This window comes from Caballeronia sordidicola (assembly GCF_002220365.1).
In the GTDB taxonomy this organism is placed as follows: Bacteria; Pseudomonadota; Gammaproteobacteria; order Burkholderiales; family Burkholderiaceae; genus Caballeronia; species Caballeronia sordidicola_C.
Window position 1 is genome coordinate 1 of sequence record NZ_MTHB01000212.1, and the last position, 2,560, is coordinate 2,560.

Consider the following 2,560-nt stretch of genomic DNA (forward strand, 5'->3'; position numbering starts at 1 on the left):
GCATCACATTTGCACGCAAAAAGGATGCCCATCTCACCTCACATTACCGCTTGCTCCTTTGCAGAATCAATGCTCTATAGTTCAACACAACCGCGGTAACTTGTCATACTGCAGGCTTTTTTCGCCTAGTTTGAGCAGAATCCGCGCCGATGGGCGTCTCGGCCCGGCCATGATCCGCCGTTGCGCGCCCAGCCCGGCGGGACATCACACTAGCTGTTGTCTGTCAGACAACGAAAATAAGCGACCCGACGAGCGACTGACAGTTCTGTAAAAAGAGATTGGTAGCCGTTGAAAAATTGATTGCGACTTGTCACGCGACCGAGCGGCCAGTCCGGCCAAACTCGACCGGAATCTTCACGTAGCTGAGATCGACGTCTTCTTCCGCGAGCGCGTTCATCAAGCTCTGGCATGCCTGCTCATCGACGTAAACGGTGATGGCAAGCGGCTGATCGGCGAGTTCGAAAAAGCCGGCCGAATGGAACTTGCCCGCGTGATCGAATCCCTCCGCACCTGTCATCAACGTTCCGCCCGATGCGCCGTGCTGTTCGGCGAATTTTAGCAGCCAGTCGCAGATTGACTGATGTCCATGCTTACGGTTCTGTTCAGTGAAAAACGTCAATTGATACCCTTGCATTGAGAACTCCTTTTCAGGTGTGACGGGTTAGGGAAAGTGTGGCCATGCCCAGCGCGGTCATGACTAACGAACCACCGACGTGCAGCGCAAGCATGCCGACCGACCACCCGAGTCGGCCATCCCGAAGCAAGGTCAGCAGCTCGGCAGAAAAAGTCGAGAATGTCGAGAGGCCGCCAGCCAGACCGGTGATGAGGAAAAGGCGCCACGCAACAGACAGACCTGCCGTCGAACCGAAGAACGCGATCGCAAACCCGACGATATACGCGGCAATCAGATTGCACGCGAGTGTTCCCATCGGAATGTTTGGCACGAGCGCGTTCATCGTGAGGCTCAAGCCATATCGGGTGAGTGCGCCTAGCGTCGCGCCGATGCTGATGGCGATAAGCGAGTACGCCCCGGTCATAGTTTAAGTTCCGCTTGACGTTGGATGCGCATGGGCAGTGAGGTGATGCGCGGCGGGGAGTTCGCAGAGGAACATCACTGCATGGACCTTGCGCAGCTCATCGGCGTGTTCGCGCATGAAGCCACGCAGGCGTTCCTCTGTGTCGACCAGTTCGAGGCACTGCGGATGCCGCATGCCGTTGATTTCTGGATGCTGGTGAGAAAGCCGCTCTCCGGGCAGATACCCTGAACTGACGTGATGCAGCATCGCTTGCATGATGTTCGATCTCTTCGCGACGGCTATCAGGTGATGGGCAAGTGCAGGTGCGCTGAGGCGATGCCAGAACCGCGTCGCTCGCGCGTCGCTCGCGCGCGGGTCGCGAGCGGGAAGTAAAGTCGCAGCGCCGCAATGCGCTGGTTATTGCTTTGCTGAATCATTGGCCGCTTTCCTCTGTCGTCACTGCCGGATCGATAGACCTACGCGGCTGCTTGTCATTCGCGATCGGTGTCACCGCTGTTGCTTTCTGCGGGAGAGACCCGCCGCGCTCGGCACTCTGTATTCCGTCTGCCACCGGCAGCCGGTGCTTGCGATGTTTGCCATGCCCGACGCGCTGCGCGTGATAGATGCCCGCATGTCCGGAAAACAGATAAGCGGTCACGCAACCGATTGCGGCAAGTGGGCCGATGCCCGTGCCGAACAACTCCATAGCCATGATCGTGGTGGTGATCGGTGTATTTGCGGCCCCTGAGAACACCGCAACGAAGCCGATGGCTGCCATCAGCGCGAACGGCATATGCAGCAACGGCGCCAGTGCATTGCCGAGGGTCGCGCCGATGTAGAACAGCGGCGTGACCTCGCCGCCCTTGAAGCCTGTACCAAGCGACGCAACGGTAAAGCCGAACTTTGCGAGAAAGTCCCACGGCTGCATCGGCTGCTGAAACGAGCGAACGATGTCGGGAATGCCAAGGCCAATGTAGTGATAGGCATCGAGCGCCCACACGGCAGTCGCTATGACGATCCCGCCCACGAACGGGCGCAACGGCGCATATGTGATGTGGCGCTTCACCAGCGCGCCGAGCTTGTGCGCGCTGGTTGCGAATGCCATGCCGACCAGACCGAACGCAATGCCGGCGATAACGACGGCAACGACGCTCCATGCGCTGATCGGCGCGATCGCACCGACCGCATAGTGGACGTGATGGACGCCCCATGCCAGACAGACCTGATCGGCGACGATGCCCGCTACGATGCAAGGAAAGAGTGCGTCATAACGCATACGCCCGATTGCAAGCACTTCGAGGCCGAACACTGCGCCGGCTAGCGGTGTGCCGAACACCGACGCGAAACCTGCGCTCATGCCGATCATCAGCAGAATGCGACGGTCTTCACGTTCGAGACGAAACGCGTGGGTCAGTTGGTCCGCGAGTGCTGCGCCCATCTGCACCGCTGTACCCTCTCGGCCGACCGACGCACCGAATAGATGCGAGACGATCGTGCCGCCAAGCACGAGCGGCACCATGCGCAGTGGCACGACCTTCTTCGGA

4 protein-coding genes are annotated in these 2,560 nt (G+C 59.4%); all 4 read right to left on the reverse strand.

Annotation, left to right across the window (positions count from 1 at the left end):
- Window positions 1-310 precede the first annotated feature (310 nt).
- Window positions 311-634, reverse strand: coding sequence for a DUF190 domain-containing protein (locus BSU04_RS30265; protein ID WP_089163996.1), 324 nt, complete (start codon window positions 632-634; stop codon window positions 311-313).
- 13 nt (window positions 635-647) lie between these two features.
- Window positions 648-1,037: a fluoride efflux transporter CrcB gene (gene crcB / locus BSU04_RS30270; RefSeq protein WP_089163997.1), complete on the reverse strand. Its 390-nt coding sequence runs from the start codon at window positions 1,035-1,037 to the stop codon at window positions 648-650.
- Between the two features lie 3 nt (window positions 1,038-1,040).
- Window positions 1,041-1,292 carry a hypothetical protein gene (locus BSU04_RS48065; RefSeq protein WP_256983459.1) on the reverse strand — a complete coding sequence of 84 codons (252 nt, stop codon included), beginning with the start codon at window positions 1,290-1,292 and terminating at the stop codon, window positions 1,041-1,043.
- 157 nt (window positions 1,293-1,449) lie between these two features.
- On the reverse strand, window positions 1,450-2,560 hold a 1,111-nt coding region (locus BSU04_RS30280), incomplete at its 5' end, for a chloride channel protein (protein WP_218827368.1).

Bases quoted from the DNA above. Each gene is read 5' to 3' on its own strand.
- crcB (WP_089163997.1), bottom strand. From the start codon at position 1,037: ATGACCGGGGCGTACTCGCTTATCGCCATCAGCATCGGCGCGACGCTA.
- BSU04_RS30265 (WP_089163996.1), bottom strand. From the start codon at position 634: ATGCAAGGGTATCAATTGACGTTTTTCACTGAACAGAACCGTAAGCAT.
- BSU04_RS48065 (WP_256983459.1), bottom strand. From the start codon at position 1,292: ATGCAAGCGATGCTGCATCACGTCAGTTCAGGGTATCTGCCCGGAGAG.